Here is an 11,814-nt window from a genome sequence, read left to right on the forward strand (position 1 = left end):
GCCTACTGGCGGCATAACCTGTTCGGCCCTTGGTAGCATGGTTACTTGCCACTTACTACGGCCTCGGCTGACTTCTGTAGGTTCATCCCGTCGCCTCTCGACGCTCGGTAGCACAGTGGCAAACCTACAGATCTCCCAGGGTAATTCGCGCGACCTTCCTGCTTATGCCTGTCGGATTTACGTCACAGCGTTCCGTGCAAGTATCGGGCTTTGACGGTTTGGGCCGCCTTACCCCGCTGTGCCGCCTCTATCCGCTTCCTGTTCGTCAGGCCAGCATTTTGCCTCGGGCTTCCTTCAGATTCGCAGTCACCCGCGACACCCTTGCCTCTGGCTAACACTTCCCCTTGCCGGGTGTGTAGAGGACTTTCACCTCCAAGTCACCAGCGTGGCCACCACAGCCAAGCTGGTTGCGCTGACGCGCAACGCGCCATGCCTGGCGCACCCATAAAAAAGCCCCGGCGGTTGCCGAGGCCAATTCGAGAGTTGCTTCGTCTACTACGCGCTTGTATGACGCTTGGTTCGCACCACCCTCACAGGCAGCGTCGCTGCAAAAGCAAATGCCTCTTCACGCGTGCGGAACGAGCCGAACCGATCAGCATTCGTACAGACCCTCCAAGGACCGTGGTTTACGCTTAGGACGTCGTAACCATTGATATGCATCTTGGTCAGGATAGGAACACTCATAATCACCTCCTTTTCTAGAGATAATCTCGGGCTGTCCTAACCACCATACACTCGCTTTTTGGGTCTGTGACTACCGCGTGTCGCGCCACGATTTGGCGCATTCGAAAACGTGGCGCGGATTACGGTGCAAGCCGCAGTTGTTGGTCGAACAGCTCCCGAATCTCTCCAAGACGTCGCATCACAACCGGTTCACCCTTCAAATGGATAAGGTGGGCCAGCTGGTGGACGATCCCCTCATCCGAAAGCACCTGGCTTGTCGGCAGCTCCTTGAACCAGCACACGAACACGGCGAAGTGCATAGCCCCTGGTAATTCTTTCAGGAAGCGCTTGTCAGTCATCTGGACGTATCGGGCGTGCTCTTCGCGTAGCTCTTGGTAGCTGACTGAGTAGGCATGGTCGCCGAGGACGTAATCCATTCGGGCCACCCTCAATAGATTGGCGCCGGCAGTACCGGGCGCCTTTGGTTTAATCGGTTTTTCGCCTGCGCTCATCGGTGCACGTCATGCACTGCTCGCAGTTCAGCGTCTTGCACAGCCAGGCCTTTACCGTCTGCCAGTAGGTGACCATGAAGATATGGCGGGCACCGGCCATAGCCAGGGCGATATGCAGCGTCAGGCCAGCAGTAGTCGGGCCGAAGAAGATGCTCTGGCTGCGAGCCATGACAACGAACCCGCTTATGGCGATCGCCGAATAAACCAGCTTGCCCAGGATACCGTCTCTCACCTTCCCGCTCAGTACGCACCAGGTCGCCCAGAAGGCGATCAGGCCGCAAGCGATGGAGTTAATCAATTCAAGGTTCATGGTGGATTTCTGACCATCTGGAGGACGTGATCGAACATTGCTACAAGAAGCTGCGCGAAGAGGCCAATCAAAGCCAGATGGTGGCTTCCGGCTGGATCGCTATCCCCGACACCCTGTCGCTGGACGAGGAGCACGCCGCGCGGATCTTCGAAGCGGTTGGAGCCTGGAATCAGGTGAAGGTCGATTCATGCGCCGCATAGCCCGCCCCCAGCAACGTAAACGTCAAACCTGGCTCGCACTGCCGGCCAGCGGAATAGAAGAGGTAGGCCATGGCAGCCGAACAGAAGGAACGCACGGCCAAGCTTGCCGAAAAGCGGCAGGAACTGGGCGAGCAGGAATTGCGGCACACGGTACCGTACGGCACCCGGCAGATGCTCGACGAGTTGATGCGCTGGCATGAGATCGAGGAAGTCAGCGAGGCGATGCAGCTACTGGTGCTGAATGGCCGAGCCGAGGATCTGCCACCGGCGCCACCGAAGGTCAAAGGGACGTCCGATATCATCCGTCACTACTTCCGCCCGGGAATGCGTGACCGGTTGTCATCGCTCACCGCCGAACTGGGCGAGTCGAAAGACCGGGCTACCATCTGGCGACTGATCGCACACGCCCACTCGCTCGGCGCCGATGAATCCGCAAGCTACTTCAAAATTAAGCGCCACGTTTTAGATGTATCCGAAAACGTGGCGCACAAATTACGGCAAGCAGGCTTTGCCGAATCGCTCAAAATGAATGCAGAAGACGAAGGCGACAACGACTGAAAACTCTAACATTTCGCTGCATGTAACCAAAAGGCACACAGCCAGTTTGGAGTGCTAAAAATCAAGACGGGTAGAAATACCAAGTTACACCAATCACACCTGCCAGCAATACAAATGCAGAGGACCACTTCAGAATCTGGAAGGACTTTTCCCCTCTTTTCACGCGCTGCCACTCAGTTTTCAAAACCAATTGAGTTTCTGCGACTACCCCCTCAATCAGGGATTCAGTTTGCTTTTTGCTGAGACCTTCCCCTTGGCTCATAGTATCTAAAACCGCGAGGAGACGAGCGTGTTCTTTAACATTAAGCCGCAGTCTAATCCTCGTTATCAGGTTCACCATGTCAACAAAGCTATCTTTACTGGACACTAGAAATTCATAAGCATGACTTTCGCCCTTCGCTTTAACGGAATCAGCAAAGCTGAGCATTGCATACATAATCCCTGCTAGCTTTGAAACATCATTTCGTAGCGAGTCGATCCATGACTGACGGAACTCCGATGTCTTCTGATCTTTAGTCAAAATAGCTACAGACAGTGAAATTGCACCAGCGATTACAGCAACCACCACGGCGCCTACTAACGGGATTAAAGCCTCTTCTTTTAACATGCGCGCTCTCCATTTTTTTACATCATCGCATTTTCGAGCAAAGCAACCTACCGCCCGCCGACTCACTGAGGGCGAAATCTGACTGGAGATAATCCATGAGCAAGCCAAAACTCGATCCGGCATCACGCAAGGTGCTGGCCTACTCCGTAGAGACCAACGACCCCGAAGAATCCAACATCCAGTTCGCCACCTCGAACGCGGCAGCTCGACGTCAGGGTGCGGACGAGATTGGCACTGACTTCGGCGCAGTATCATGCCGACGAGCGCATTGGGCCGACCAGTATGCGGGCCAGCGCATTATCCCGGCGAAGGCTTACATCGACGCCGGCTGGTGGTTCGGCTGTAATCATTGCGGCGCCAGGTGCGACAGTGATACCAGCTATTGGGATGAAGAGAGCGAAGCCGATATTGCACTGAACCTGGTGTTCGATGGTCGAGTGGTCTACTGCTCTGCGGACTGCAAGACCGGGCACGAAGCCGAGGTCACGGCCCGCAATGCCAGATTTGAAGAATTCAAGATTCGGGTAGCAGCGGAGCGCCCAGGTGTCACTTTCACCGAGTTCACCGGTGGTTATCCATGGTGCGGCAACAAAGGGCTATTCACTTTCCCCGGAGCCCAGTACGGCGGCTCGGTCACTGACACGGAAGAAGGCGAGGAACTGAAGTGGTACGTAGCCCAAGGCGATAAAGCAGCCTGGGACTACTTCATCGCTGAGCATGAATCAGTCTGATCCAGCTTCATAAATTGCAATGGCCCGGAAAGTCTAAGCTAGCGATCTTCCGCCCAGACGGACTCAAAAGGAGAAAATGTCTCCTGGGTCCTGCGCCATTGGCAGGAACATGTCTCGCAGGTGTAGAACGAAATATCCTTGCCGATCATGCTTCGCTCTCCCGTTTTATAAAAGCCGTTGGCATTGGACCCGTCGTCAATCTTGTGCATTACCTCTTCACAGCACTCTTTGATAAACATCGCGTTCCTCCTTGATCCGGCTCCATGCCGGTCATCCGTAATACTCCAGCCATCACCGCATTACCGTTGCGGTAAAGAGTGATGCTTACCTGAAAAAACACGATACTCAGCTCGGGGTTTCGCTTACGACTACCCATCTCATTTTGTATGGATAGTGGTCGTCGCCGTAGCTGCACTGCAAGGAACGATCTTCTGTGGGTTGAAGAGTGAAGTGTTTAAAGGTTTCTGTTGGCTTTCCCCCGCCCCATGGGTTGAAGATCTCTTTTACGACGACCTTATATGCCCGTTTGGCATCGCTGTTTATCAGATGTGCAATTTGGCCGGCTGAGGCGAAACCGCAGCGTTCATTGTATCTGACCGTTACGACAGGATCCGCAAATGCTGGGCCAGACAAAATCAGTGCGACGAAAAAACCTATCCAAATCCTCACTCGCATAGACACCTCGCGCATTCGTGCTAGCCCGATGCCAGCTCTAAGGTTATAGACCACCAAAACCAAATTGCCACCACCGGACAGCGGAGGGCGGCGCCTACCTGAGGCAAAAGCAATGCCCGTACTTCACAGCGCAATCCACAAGATCGACAAAAAGCCAGACGGCACCCCGGCCGTTCTGTTCCTCAGCGGCGCCGAGCAAGTAGAGAGCCAAGCCCGTGACGATCTGATGCACCAGTTCAACGAAAGCTACAACGGCGCTACCGGCAAGGGCTGGGGCTTCTTCCATGCCGAATCAGGTGCCTTCCCACTAAGCGGCTGGCTCGGTAAGTACCTGGCAGGAGTCAGTGACTTTTTCAAGTTCAGCACCATCGCCGTCGAGCACCTGGTCAAGCTCATGGAGGAGTCGAACCTGGCCACGGGCGGGCACGCCCTCTTCTGTCACTACCAGCAAGGCCTGAACGATTACCTGGTCATCGCCCTGTTGCAGGAAACCGAAGCGGTGACCATGACCGAAGAGCTGGCCCTGATGACGGTGAAGCGCCTGGACCTGGACCACGTACGCCTGGCCGCTCGCATCAACATCAGCGAATGGCAGACCAACCGCCAGTCGAAACAGTACATCTCGTACCTGAAGGGCAAGCAAGGCCGGAAGCTAAACGATTATTTCCGCGACTTCATCGGTTGCCAGGAAGGCGTAGACGGCCCGGGAGAAACCCGGACGCTGCTGAAGGCGTTCAGCGACTTTGTTGAAAGCGAGGATCTGCCAGAAGAGTCGGCACGCGAGAAGACGCACACGCTGGTGAGCTACTCCATGGCACAGGCCAAGATGGGCGAGCCAATCGCCCTTGATGAGCTGTCGGGTCTGATAGACGAAAACCAGCCGCGAAGTTTCTACGACTTCATCAAGGCGAAGGACTACGGACTTTCTGAAACCCTGCCGCCGGATAAAAAGACGCTCAACAAATTCCGGCGATTCACCGGCCGGGCCGAGGGGATGTCGATCAGCTTCGAGGCGTACCTGCTCGGCGACAAGATCAAGTTTGACGAAGAAGGAGGCACGCTTACGCTCCGGGGCCTGCCTACTCAACTCACCGAGCAGCTCAAGCGCGCATCAGCCTGATATCGCTCGCGGCGGCGCTTACCTGGAAGAGCTTTCGAAGCTACCTGGCAGAAACGGGGATCCGCCGCGGCCCTTCTTTTTCTTTCGAGTCCTCCCTCTCTTGGCACCTAGAGCTTTTTTCATCGCAGCCTTCGCAGCTTCGTCTGAAGTCAGCTCTATGCCATCGGCAGCAGCTTGTGACTTTGCTGAATCGAGAACATTGATAAATCGTTGGGTTCGTTTATCGAATGCCATTTCCACTCCTGATCCGGCTCCATGCCGGTCACCCGTAATACCCCATATCAACGAATCACGCCAGCCGGCGAGGCAGGCGCACGCTTGGAGATAAGCCATGAGCACCTTTGCAGTGTTTGGAATGCCCCTCGATGTCGCCAAGACAGAGGCCCGCAAGAAGACGGCTGGCACCAGGAAGAACGCCAAGGCTCCTGGCGGCGTCGAGCCGATACCGGAAGCCGAGTGGCTGGAGCTGGTCGCCAAGCGCACCGAGAAGATCATGGGGGGGGTACGGTCCGCCAGCTCTCACCGCTCTTCGATGCCCCGCAGTACGCCGAGCAGTTCATTGAGTTGGCACGCAAGACGCTGAGATGCCGAGACATGCAGATCAGGGCCAAGGCGGTGCTGGTGGACGCCAAAGGAAAGCCGATCATCAACCCGAAGACGAAGGCTCCCCGCGTTGGGTTTTCGGAATGGCCGCCGAAGCAGGACTCACAAGCAGCCTAATTTAGTGATGTATGCAAGTATTCTCTACCGATTAAAATCGGATGAAATTTGATTACTTTTTCCCTGCGGTTAGAAGACCAAGAAAAACACCCAGGCATAACTTAGCCGCATCAAAAAACCACACGCTTGAAGCATTCACCGCCCCCTTATCAGGTATTAGACACACCACACCAGCGACCGCAAACACCACCATAACAATCACGACAACAACAGCTATCCAATTATCTGCCAACTTAATCGATAGATACTCCTTCACGGTAGCCTCGGCGCCACTCCCAGAAGAAGTTGTTTTACGAGACTGAGCATATGTATTCCAGTCTTTCATTCTAAAAACCCCACCCAGCAGGAGCTTCATAGAACGAATAGAAAAGTAAATAGCTGGGTGCCTGCGGGTGGCGTTCAAGATGAAATACCATTTGAAGCTCAATATTATTTACGCCAACAATACTTACTGGCTCTGGAATACCACTTCTTCCGCTGCGAATGCTATTAAAAAAACTCACAGCTACGGAATTATTAACAATTTCGTTCACCTCGACTGTTAGAGGCGGCTTAGAAGAATCATCCAAGAGCATAAAATCAACCACTAAAGGCATCGGGATATCTGGAACGTTTATTTCAAACTGTACAGATGAGCCCTCCAGGCCAAGGATTACTCCATGAGACACAAGCTTTTTACCCGTCGGAGATCCGATACAACTAACTGAGAACATATTAATCACTGACTCCACTGGAAATTGACAATTTGAGCACAGGCTTCTCTGTTTATCCATACCTGCACCTTTCGGTGGTCGATGACAAAAAGGCAATACCTGCTTCGCAAAGTGAAATCCGTGTAATTCAATAGCTCACGGCTCATCCTCAATAAAAACAAATCATGCGTCCCACTCCACCGCCAGGGGATGGCCAGACCGGAACTCACCATGCCTGCAGAAAACCTATAGGCCTGCCCCAGCAATCAACCGGGCCCAGACCTCACGCCCAGCAACCTGTGCCAGGCCACGGTCAACATAGGTTCGGTCACCGGCAACAACCGGCACCACCGCCTCGCCACCGCGCTTCACCTCGACGTTGATTCGCCAGGTCTCCCGGCCTTCCTCGTCCTTCGCACTCCATGTAGTTCCAAACCTGAAAGCCTTCGATCTCATCGTAAATATCGTGCTTGGTCATGGTCCTGCCCATTTAGAGGAAGGGGCCATCGTAGCACCACACCGCCCGGGCATGGCCCGGCAAGGACTCTCCATGCCTACAGAAAACAAAACCATCGGCCAGCAGCGCCTGGATCGGATCATCGCTGCAAACGAATACCTCAGGGTGATCGCCAACTGCGGCCGCTGCTTCTTTCGTAACAAGGGCGCCGGGCACGATGCATATCTCGCTCTCAATGGCCGCCGCAATATCGTCTGGCTGTTCGATGACTACACCGGGGCGCGCATCAATGTTACGAGGGAAGGCCCGTGGGATGGCTTCTCGCACGGCGGCACACTGAAGAGCCTGGTCGGGTCTATCGGTTCGTTCGTACTCAGCGGGAAGATGATGCGCTACGGGTATTTCCAGCCACTGATGGATAACGGCTTCGAGAATCCATGGGGCTATGGCGACGACATCTTGATTGTTCGGGACGAAGGCGTGCGCCTGGGCTTGATCCGCAAGCCGGAAGAGCAAAAGGAGGCCGCATGAAACGCATCTACCTCAGCGGGCCCATGAGCGGCTTGCCAGGCCTGAACTTCCCCACCTTTCACAGCATGACCGCCAGCCTGCGCGCCAACGGCCACACCGTCACCAACCCCGCCGAGATCAACCCAGACGGCGGCACCTGGAACGACTGCATGCGCCGTGACATTGCCGCCCTGATGGACTGCGACACCGTGGCCACCCTGCCCGGCTGGGAGCATTCAAAGGGTGCCCGCCTGGAAGTCCTGATCGCCGAACGCCTCGGCATGACGGTTGTGAATGCCCAAGACCTGGTATCGACGGAGATTGCATAAGACGTGACATAAAAACGCCGCAAGGATTTAAATTCCTTGCGGCGTGATTTGTTGATTGCCTTTGAATACTTTTGTTACGCGGAAAAGTAGTCAATTACTTCGGCAACTGTTTCTTTTGTCAAAACCGACTTATTAGGTCCAGAGCCTTTTTGGGTGCATTCAAACTTATAACTCGCTAATTTCGCGTTTTTCGCCTCTTCATTTAGGAGGCGAAGATCTTCTTCTAAGAGCCGAGTCGCATCACCGCTGCGCACTAAAGGCCTTTCGGGCATACCAGTGAAACGTGGAAGAATTCGAACATCGTTTTTCTTGCTGTCAATCAATACGTCAAACCCATGATAGACGCCCATATAGCGCTCTTCAGGCCCAGGCAAGACAAGTGCTATTTTTAAGTCTTTGTATTGACCCTCTGCACCGGCGGATGTTTTGGTAACTATGAAATCATTAACCTCTAAGTAGCTCCGAAAGTTACTCAGCACTTCTTCATTGATTTGATTTCGAAAAGCTTCGTGCAATTCTCCAACCTTTTTAGCAGCAGCGTCCACTTGCTCCCGCACTTCAGCCAATTTTTTTGCTTGCTGTAACGACATGCTCTGTTCTCCGTGATGAACGCGCGCCAATCATGATGGCTATCTGATTCTGCACCATTCCTTGACCCAAACCAACCTAACAGCCTGCCGGTGAGCGGCGGGCGAGGCATTCGTATGTCCGACTTTCAAACGGAAACCATGCCCGTAGCACGCAAGCAGCACAAATGCTGTGAATGCTACAGCCCGATCCAGCCCGGCCAGCAGTACCAGCTCATCACTGGGCGCTGGGATGGCGACATGTCCACCTTCAAGACCTGCCCATCCTGTTTGTCTGCTCGCAATTGGGCGACAGTTCAGCCTGAGTGGATGGGAGATGGTGAACACCTCTACTACTTCGGTCAGTTGGAAGAGGACTTGTCGTACACGGCACCAGAGATTCCTCCTGGTGACGGTCGGCGATTCAAGGCGTACCGGTTGCAGCTGCAAATCACTCGGCGGCGTATGGCCGCATCAGACGCCCGCAAGGCGGCTTAACCATAACCCACCTTCTGCCGCCCAGCGCGGCAAGAACACCCCATGTTCGCTATGAAACTCACCCTGATACTGCTGGGCGCTTTTCTGTACCTGGTAGGAACCATCGGATGGTTCGGCTGGCTCGGGCTCGACCTGCTGGAAACCGGCACCACTGAGGCACTGCTCTACGCCTTCACCGGCACATGCGCCTGGCTGCTGATCAGCTTCGGCCTGGCAATTCAAATCATCAAGACGGCACGTCCCGCGAGCTTTCTCGACAAACCAGAGGCATAGAGGTGCACGCCATGGAAATGCAAAGCGAAACCCTTGCCGAAGAAGAAATCGCGGCAATCACTGGATATATGATCCCGTCACGCCAAATTGCGTGGCTCAACCTGAATGGATGGAAGTACGTGCTGACCCGGGCGCGCCGGCCGGTAGTGGGCCGGGTATACGCCCGGATGAAGCTGGCAGGCGTAAAACCTTCAGCAGAAAACGTTGCGGCCGAAGCCTGGTCGTTGGACTTGTCACGGGTAGGATAAAACGATGCGAGCGAAAAAGGCGGCAAACAGGGACCTGCCGCCGCGAATGATTCGGCGCGTACGCACGCTGAAAGGCGGTAAAGAATGGGTGGGCTACTACTACGACGGAAGGAATGAAGACGGGAAGCGGGTGGAAATCCCGCTCGGGGGTGATTTGGATATCGCCAAGGCTGAATGGGCAAAGCTTGATTGCAAGCCGGTACCGAAGAAGAACGCCCTACTGACCCAGGTGTTTGATCGTTACGAGCGGGAGATCATCCCAGGCAAGAAGCCCAAGACGCAAAGCGACAACCTGCTGAGCCTTAAACAGCTTCGCAAGGCTTTCAACGACGCTCCCATTGATGCGGTTTCGCCACAGATCATCGCGCAGTACCGGGACAGCCGGACCGCCAAGGTTCGAGCCAATAGGGAGATATCCCTGCTATCCCACATCTACAACATTGCGCGGGAGTGGGGACTCACCGAAAACAACCCCGCCGCCGGCGTGCGCAAGAACAAAGAGGTGCCGCGCGACTTCTACGCCACCGAGGAAATTTGGGGCGCCGTGTATGCAGTCGCAGCCTCGGAACTACGTGACGCTATGGACCTGGCCTACCTGACTGCTCAGCGCCCGGCGGATACGCTGTCCATGCGGGAGGCGGACGCCGTGAACGAATTCCTGCAGGTGTCCCAGGGAAAGACATCGAAGAAACTACGCATTCGCCTAACCGCTGCCGGCGCACTCAATGATCTGGGCGCCTTGGTTGCAAGGCTGATAGAGCAAAGACGCTCCCGGGGCGTACGAAACCCTTACCTGATAATCACAGAAGACGGCAGGCAGGTGACTAAGCACATGCTCCGGCTACGCTTTGACGATGCTCGCGACAAAGCAATCGCCATCGCCAGAGAGGCAGGCGATGGTGTTCTTGCATCTAGTATTCGGCAGTTTCAGTTCCGTGACATCCGCCCGAAAGCTGCCAGTGAGATTCTGGACCTGGGCGATGCCAGCCGCCTGTTGGGGCATACGGACAAGCGGATAACCGAGACGGTTTACCGTCGTGTTGGGGAGATTGTGAAGCCGACGCGCTGACCGCGGTCAGCACTAGGTTGCGGAAACTGCCGGAAATGATGCGGAAACGATCAGGCTGTAGAGATTTTTCTGAGACTAACCCCAGAAACGCAAAAGCCCCGCTTTCGCGAGGCTTTCGTGTAAATCTTGGCGGGAAACCAGGGATTCGAACCCTGGAGACGCTATTAACGTCCGCCGGTTTTCAAGACCGGTGCATTCAACCACTCTGCCAATTTCCCTTGTGCATCACAGGATTATAGTAGCTCATCCCATGTCAGCGGGCGCCATAATACCCGAATGAAACACACTGTCAAACTCTCTGCATCGCTTGTTACAGAGCGTCTGTTATGATCTTTGCGACTGAACGTTTCAAAACTGAAGGAGTGTCGCCATGCGCGAACAGAATTACGCAGTGAATGGCAACGCGCAGGCTGAGCAGCTTGAAGTCAGCCGCGTGTTGCGCAACACCTACGGCTTGCTCGCCCTTACCCTCGCATTCAGCGGCGTGATGGCGTACGTGGCCCAGCAGATGCGCGTCGGTTACCCGAATATCTTTGTCGTATTGATCGGCTTCTATGGTCTGTTCTTCCTGACCAACAAGCTGCGCGACTCGGCCTGGGGCCTGGTGTCGGCGTTTGCCTTGACCGGTTTCATGGGCTTTATCCTCGGCCCGATCCTCAACCGTTACCTGGGCATGGCCGGCGGTGCGGAAGTGGTCAGCTCGGCGTTTGCCATGACGGCCCTGGTGTTTGGTGGTCTGTCGGCCTACGTGCTGATCAGCCGTAAGGACATGAGCTTCCTGGGTGGCTTCATCACCGCAGGCTTCTTCGTGTTGCTGGCGGCCGTGGTGGCCAGCATGTTCTTCCAGATCAGCGGCCTGCAACTGGCGATCAGCGCGGGTTTTGTGCTGTTTTCCTCGGTGTGCATCCTGTTCCAGACCAGCGCCATCATCCACGGCGGTGAGCGTAACTACATCATGGCGACCATCAGCCTGTATGTGTCGATCTACAACCTGTTCATCAGCCTGTTGCAGATCTTCGGCATCATGAGCCGCGATGACTGATCAATCGCAGCAATAAAAAATGCCCCGTATCGCG

20 protein-coding genes, 1 tRNA gene and 1 pseudogene are annotated in these 11,814 nt (G+C 55.0%); 12 read left to right on the forward strand and 10 right to left on the reverse strand.

Going from position 1 to position 11,814, the window contains the following annotated elements:
- Positions 1–495: 495 nt before the first annotated feature.
- The 3 genes from ODQ19_RS11535 to ODQ19_RS11545 all read right to left on the reverse strand — a co-directional run bounded on the left by ODQ19_RS11535 (position 496) and on the right by ODQ19_RS11545 (position 1,485).
- Positions 496–684, reverse strand: coding sequence for a DUF2188 domain-containing protein (locus ODQ19_RS11535; RefSeq protein WP_116665273.1), 189 nt, complete (start codon positions 682–684; stop codon positions 496–498).
- Positions 685–803: 119 nt separating this feature from the next.
- The gene (locus ODQ19_RS11540) at positions 804–1,100 is read right to left on the reverse strand and encodes a hypothetical protein (protein WP_116665272.1); all 297 of its coding nucleotides are present in this window, start codon (positions 1,098–1,100) and stop codon (positions 804–806) included.
- 49 nt (positions 1,101–1,149) lie between these two features.
- Complete coding sequence (locus tag ODQ19_RS11545) at positions 1,150–1,485, reverse strand: hypothetical protein (RefSeq protein ID WP_116665271.1); 336 nt, start codon at positions 1,483–1,485, stop codon at positions 1,150–1,152.
- A 2-nt stretch (positions 1,486–1,487) separates the two neighbouring features.
- Here ODQ19_RS11545 and ODQ19_RS11550 point away from each other — a divergent pair.
- Positions 1,488–1,685: pseudogene (locus ODQ19_RS11550) on the forward strand (hypothetical protein); the annotation flags it as partial.
- A gap of 69 nt (positions 1,686–1,754) precedes the next feature.
- Positions 1,755–2,243, forward strand: a complete 489-nt coding sequence (locus ODQ19_RS11555) for a hypothetical protein (RefSeq protein WP_116665270.1) — start codon at positions 1,755–1,757, stop codon at positions 2,241–2,243.
- Positions 2,244–2,304: 61 nt separating this feature from the next.
- Here ODQ19_RS11555 and ODQ19_RS11560 read toward each other — a convergent pair whose 3' ends face one another.
- Positions 2,305–2,850, reverse strand: a complete 546-nt coding sequence (locus ODQ19_RS11560; RefSeq protein ID WP_330210094.1) for a hypothetical protein — start codon at positions 2,848–2,850, stop codon at positions 2,305–2,307.
- A gap of 95 nt (positions 2,851–2,945) precedes the next feature.
- On the opposite strand from ODQ19_RS11560, the gene ODQ19_RS11565 reads away from it, so the two are divergent.
- Positions 2,946–3,581, forward strand: a complete 636-nt coding sequence (locus ODQ19_RS11565) for a hypothetical protein (RefSeq protein ID WP_116665268.1) — start codon at positions 2,946–2,948, stop codon at positions 3,579–3,581.
- A gap of 38 nt (positions 3,582–3,619) precedes the next feature.
- Here ODQ19_RS11565 and ODQ19_RS11570 read toward each other — a convergent pair whose 3' ends face one another.
- Positions 3,620–3,820, reverse strand: a complete 201-nt coding sequence (locus ODQ19_RS11570) for a hypothetical protein (protein WP_330210095.1) — start codon at positions 3,818–3,820, stop codon at positions 3,620–3,622.
- Positions 3,821–4,368: 548 nt separating this feature from the next.
- On the opposite strand from ODQ19_RS11570, the gene yejK reads away from it, so the two are divergent.
- Positions 4,369–5,376: a nucleoid-associated protein YejK gene (gene yejK / locus ODQ19_RS11575; protein ID WP_116665266.1), complete on the forward strand. Its 1,008-nt coding sequence runs from the start codon at positions 4,369–4,371 to the stop codon at positions 5,374–5,376.
- An 18-nt stretch (positions 5,377–5,394) separates the two neighbouring features.
- Here yejK and ODQ19_RS11580 read toward each other — a convergent pair whose 3' ends face one another.
- On the reverse strand, positions 5,395–5,610 hold the full coding sequence (locus ODQ19_RS11580; protein ID WP_116665265.1) for a hypothetical protein: 216 nt from the start codon (positions 5,608–5,610) through the stop codon (positions 5,395–5,397).
- A 97-nt stretch (positions 5,611–5,707) separates the two neighbouring features.
- Here ODQ19_RS11580 and ODQ19_RS11585 point away from each other — a divergent pair, with 97 nt between their 5' ends.
- The gene (locus tag ODQ19_RS11585) at positions 5,708–5,959 is read left to right on the forward strand and encodes a hypothetical protein (RefSeq protein ID WP_330210096.1); all 252 of its coding nucleotides are present in this window, start codon (positions 5,708–5,710) and stop codon (positions 5,957–5,959) included.
- A gap of 189 nt (positions 5,960–6,148) precedes the next feature.
- Here ODQ19_RS11585 and ODQ19_RS11590 read toward each other — a convergent pair whose 3' ends face one another.
- On the reverse strand, positions 6,149–6,421 hold the full coding sequence (locus ODQ19_RS11590) for a hypothetical protein (RefSeq protein ID WP_133298296.1): 273 nt from the start codon (positions 6,419–6,421) through the stop codon (positions 6,149–6,151).
- Position 6,422: 1 nt separating this feature from the next.
- Complete coding sequence (locus ODQ19_RS11595) at positions 6,423–6,869, reverse strand: DUF6864 domain-containing function (protein WP_330210097.1); 447 nt, start codon at positions 6,867–6,869, stop codon at positions 6,423–6,425.
- Positions 6,870–7,338: 469 nt separating this feature from the next.
- Between ODQ19_RS11595 and ODQ19_RS11600 the strand changes: the two genes are divergently transcribed.
- Together ODQ19_RS11600 and ODQ19_RS11605 are read left to right on the forward strand one after the other, a co-directional pair.
- On the forward strand, positions 7,339–7,776 hold the full coding sequence (locus ODQ19_RS11600; RefSeq protein ID WP_116665261.1) for a hypothetical protein: 438 nt from the start codon (positions 7,339–7,341) through the stop codon (positions 7,774–7,776).
- Positions 7,773–8,084: a DUF4406 domain-containing protein gene (locus ODQ19_RS11605; RefSeq protein ID WP_330210098.1), complete on the forward strand. Its 312-nt coding sequence runs from the start codon at positions 7,773–7,775 to the stop codon at positions 8,082–8,084. Before ODQ19_RS11600 ends, ODQ19_RS11605 begins: the two co-directional genes overlap by 4 nt.
- Positions 8,085–8,158: 74 nt before the next feature.
- Here ODQ19_RS11605 and ODQ19_RS11610 read toward each other — a convergent pair whose 3' ends face one another.
- Positions 8,159–8,674: a hypothetical protein gene (locus ODQ19_RS11610; RefSeq protein ID WP_116665259.1), complete on the reverse strand. Its 516-nt coding sequence runs from the start codon at positions 8,672–8,674 to the stop codon at positions 8,159–8,161.
- A 114-nt stretch (positions 8,675–8,788) separates the two neighbouring features.
- Between ODQ19_RS11610 and ODQ19_RS11615 the strand changes: the two genes are divergently transcribed.
- Genes ODQ19_RS11615 through ODQ19_RS11630 form a run of 4 tightly spaced genes read left to right on the forward strand, consistent with a single transcriptional unit; the run spans position 8,789 to position 10,738 of the window.
- Positions 8,789–9,148: a hypothetical protein gene (locus ODQ19_RS11615; protein ID WP_116665258.1), complete on the forward strand. Its 360-nt coding sequence runs from the start codon at positions 8,789–8,791 to the stop codon at positions 9,146–9,148.
- Positions 9,149–9,190: 42 nt separating this feature from the next.
- Positions 9,191–9,421, forward strand: a complete 231-nt coding sequence (locus ODQ19_RS11620; protein WP_116665257.1) for a hypothetical protein — start codon at positions 9,191–9,193, stop codon at positions 9,419–9,421.
- 11 nt (positions 9,422–9,432) lie between these two features.
- Positions 9,433–9,669 carry a DUF4224 domain-containing protein gene (locus ODQ19_RS11625; protein WP_032872120.1) on the forward strand — a complete coding sequence of 79 codons (237 nt, stop codon included), beginning with the start codon at positions 9,433–9,435 and terminating at the stop codon, positions 9,667–9,669.
- Between the two features lie 4 nt (positions 9,670–9,673).
- Complete coding sequence (locus ODQ19_RS11630) at positions 9,674–10,738, forward strand: tyrosine-type recombinase/integrase (protein ID WP_116665256.1); 1,065 nt, start codon at positions 9,674–9,676, stop codon at positions 10,736–10,738.
- A 127-nt stretch (positions 10,739–10,865) separates the two neighbouring features.
- On the opposite strand, the gene ODQ19_RS11635 is transcribed toward ODQ19_RS11630, so the two are convergent.
- Positions 10,866–10,956 (reverse strand) — tRNA-Ser (locus tag ODQ19_RS11635).
- Between the two features lie 152 nt (positions 10,957–11,108).
- On the opposite strand from ODQ19_RS11635, the gene ODQ19_RS11640 reads away from it, so the two are divergent.
- On the forward strand, positions 11,109–11,780 hold the full coding sequence (locus ODQ19_RS11640; RefSeq protein ID WP_003192030.1) for a Bax inhibitor-1/YccA family protein: 672 nt from the start codon (positions 11,109–11,111) through the stop codon (positions 11,778–11,780).
- Positions 11,781–11,814 lie beyond the last annotated feature (34 nt).

This window comes from Pseudomonas sp. AM4(2022) (assembly GCF_036346515.1).
GTDB lineage: Bacteria > Pseudomonadota > Gammaproteobacteria > Pseudomonadales > Pseudomonadaceae > Aquipseudomonas > Aquipseudomonas paracarnis.

Excerpts from the sequence above, each read along its gene's own strand:
- ODQ19_RS11580 (WP_116665265.1), bottom strand. The coding sequence starts at position 5,610 with ATGGCATTCGATAAACGAACCCAACGATTTATCAATGTTCTCGATTCA.
- ODQ19_RS11620 (WP_116665257.1), top strand. The coding sequence starts at position 9,191 with ATGTTCGCTATGAAACTCACCCTGATACTGCTGGGCGCTTTTCTGTAC.
- yejK (WP_116665266.1), top strand. The coding sequence starts at position 4,369 with ATGCCCGTACTTCACAGCGCAATCCACAAGATCGACAAAAAGCCAGAC.
- ODQ19_RS11535 (WP_116665273.1), bottom strand. The coding sequence starts at position 684 with ATGAGTGTTCCTATCCTGACCAAGATGCATATCAATGGTTACGACGTC.
- ODQ19_RS11560 (WP_330210094.1), bottom strand. The coding sequence starts at position 2,850 with ATGTTAAAAGAAGAGGCTTTAATCCCGTTAGTAGGCGCCGTGGTGGTT.
- ODQ19_RS11595 (WP_330210097.1), bottom strand. The coding sequence starts at position 6,869 with ATGGATAAACAGAGAAGCCTGTGCTCAAATTGTCAATTTCCAGTGGAG.
- ODQ19_RS11630 (WP_116665256.1), top strand. The coding sequence starts at position 9,674 with ATGCGAGCGAAAAAGGCGGCAAACAGGGACCTGCCGCCGCGAATGATT.
- ODQ19_RS11605 (WP_330210098.1), top strand. The coding sequence starts at position 7,773 with ATGAAACGCATCTACCTCAGCGGGCCCATGAGCGGCTTGCCAGGCCTG.
- ODQ19_RS11555 (WP_116665270.1), top strand. The coding sequence starts at position 1,755 with ATGGCAGCCGAACAGAAGGAACGCACGGCCAAGCTTGCCGAAAAGCGG.
- ODQ19_RS11615 (WP_116665258.1), top strand. The coding sequence starts at position 8,789 with ATGTCCGACTTTCAAACGGAAACCATGCCCGTAGCACGCAAGCAGCAC.
- ODQ19_RS11585 (WP_330210096.1), top strand. The coding sequence starts at position 5,708 with ATGAGCACCTTTGCAGTGTTTGGAATGCCCCTCGATGTCGCCAAGACA.
- ODQ19_RS11640 (WP_003192030.1), top strand. The coding sequence starts at position 11,109 with ATGCGCGAACAGAATTACGCAGTGAATGGCAACGCGCAGGCTGAGCAG.
- ODQ19_RS11565 (WP_116665268.1), top strand. The coding sequence starts at position 2,946 with ATGAGCAAGCCAAAACTCGATCCGGCATCACGCAAGGTGCTGGCCTAC.
- ODQ19_RS11570 (WP_330210095.1), bottom strand. The coding sequence starts at position 3,820 with ATGTTTATCAAAGAGTGCTGTGAAGAGGTAATGCACAAGATTGACGAC.
- ODQ19_RS11540 (WP_116665272.1), bottom strand. The coding sequence starts at position 1,100 with ATGGATTACGTCCTCGGCGACCATGCCTACTCAGTCAGCTACCAAGAG.
- ODQ19_RS11625 (WP_032872120.1), top strand. The coding sequence starts at position 9,433 with ATGGAAATGCAAAGCGAAACCCTTGCCGAAGAAGAAATCGCGGCAATC.
- ODQ19_RS11545 (WP_116665271.1), bottom strand. The coding sequence starts at position 1,485 with ATGAACCTTGAATTGATTAACTCCATCGCTTGCGGCCTGATCGCCTTC.
- ODQ19_RS11590 (WP_133298296.1), bottom strand. The coding sequence starts at position 6,421 with ATGAAAGACTGGAATACATATGCTCAGTCTCGTAAAACAACTTCTTCT.
- ODQ19_RS11600 (WP_116665261.1), top strand. The coding sequence starts at position 7,339 with ATGCCTACAGAAAACAAAACCATCGGCCAGCAGCGCCTGGATCGGATC.
- ODQ19_RS11610 (WP_116665259.1), bottom strand. The coding sequence starts at position 8,674 with ATGTCGTTACAGCAAGCAAAAAAATTGGCTGAAGTGCGGGAGCAAGTG.